Genomic DNA, 1,628 nt, shown 5'->3' with positions numbered 1-1,628 from the left:
TGCCGAGCCTGCAAATAAAAAGTCAATAGCAAATTGATGATTTCAGGCAAAAATTTTTGCAAGATTTTGAACATTAAAATAAGACCACCGATATTCGCTGGTCTAAAATAAAGGTATTGACGAGATATTTATTCTGGGAGTGAAGACAGATATTCTTTCACTCGACCATAGTAGATGCGAAGAAACTTATTCGCACCGGCTGTCATGTAGACGTAATAAGGCTTTCCTTGTGCTCGTTTCTTATCCATAAACAAGTAGACAGGATCATCCTGTGGCTTTGTTTTGATGAGAACATCCATGACTTGAAACAGAGTTTTACGAAGAGTACTGGAACCGCGCTTGGAAGCAGGAACGCTTTTCTGCTCATATGAACCGGATTCATTTACGCCGGGATCAACGCCTGCAAAGGCTGTAATGGCTCCTTTGTGGGTAAATCGGGAGACATCACCAATCTCTGCCATAAGCTGTGGACCAAGCGATTTACCTACACCTTTCATAGCCATGACAACAGGGTATTCCGGCAGTTTAGAAGCAGCCTCATTCATCATGGTACGAAGCTGTTCCACAGTCTGTGAAGCCGTATTTAATTGTTCTACAGCCTGTTTGATGATTAACTTTGTCAGATCGTCTTTTGGAAGTATAGAAACAAGCTCCTTAGATGCTTCATAGATTTCAACAGCTTTTGAACGGCTGAAGTTGTACTTCCTGCGTTTACACCACTTTTGATAGTGGTCGATAAAGGCGTTTAGAGAGAGTTTACGAACACAATCCACATGCCAGTAGGTGGCTGAAAAGTCAACCCATTTTTGACTTCCATCCTCACGGGCAGGGCTGTCAAAATAAGTGTTAGCTCCCGGATAAGTTTGGTCAAGGATGCTGATTAGATTATTTTTCATAGCGGTTTTATGTTTCATGTAAAAATCAAACTGGCGGTTCATGGTTTTCAGTTGATTACGAATTTCATCCATGAGACTATACTGTCTGAGTTCCGTCCAACTGTCAAGAGTATAGCGTGCAATTTTTACTGCATCCGCTTTATCGGACTTTACTTTGCGGAGAGAGTTGTCTCCAAAATCTTTGATGAGTTTGGGATTTATGGCAGATACAAAAAGGTCAGCTTTCGAAAGTTCACGGACAAGAGGTTCGTAATAACGACCGGTGTGTTCCATGACAATACGAGATTCGCCATCAATGGATTGGATCTGCTCAATGAGAGAGCGAATCCCACTGACTGTGTGTTTGACTTCAAATGGTTTTGAAATGATCTCACCATAAGGACGAAGGATAGCAACCATGCTTTTTCCTTTGGAAACATCAATACCTACTGCATTCATATTCATAAATTTGTCACTCCTTAAAATCAGATTATGCAATGGATAAAGACCAGTTTTACTCATTGCCTATTCCATCTACTGTGGTGTGACACGAACGTACCGAAGGCAGTTCAACCTGCATAAAACGAACGCTGCAAATGAGGAGCTGGTTATCAGTCTCGGCAACGGACGCGAAGTCCAAGATGAATAAGACGATATACCGATTGCTCCATACATTTTAACAGCTTAAGCAACAAGATGGATAATTCCTTACTGGCTGTAAGGGATATTAACCATAAATATATTGTAGTAGAT

Annotated in this window: 1 protein-coding gene; it reads right to left on the bottom strand. The window is 41.1% G+C overall.

The window, feature by feature from the left end; all coding sequences use genetic code 11:
- Positions 1-128 precede the first annotated feature (128 nt).
- Entirely contained in the window at positions 129-1,334 is a 1,206-nt protein-coding gene (locus I2G42_RS16180) for an IS110 family RNA-guided transposase (RefSeq protein WP_008706871.1), read from the bottom strand.
- Between the last annotated feature and the right edge of the window lie 294 nt (positions 1,335-1,628).

The organism is Fusicatenibacter saccharivorans, assembly GCF_015557635.1.
GTDB lineage: Bacteria > Bacillota > Clostridia > Lachnospirales > Lachnospiraceae > Fusicatenibacter > Fusicatenibacter saccharivorans.
The sequence above is the reverse complement of the archived record's forward strand: the minus strand, read 5'-3'. Positions and strand labels throughout refer to the sequence as shown.

Coding starts and splice junctions, on each gene's coding strand:
- I2G42_RS16180 (WP_008706871.1), bottom strand. CDS start 1,334: ATGAATGCAGTAGGTATTGATGTTTCCAAAGGAAAAAGCATGGTTGCT.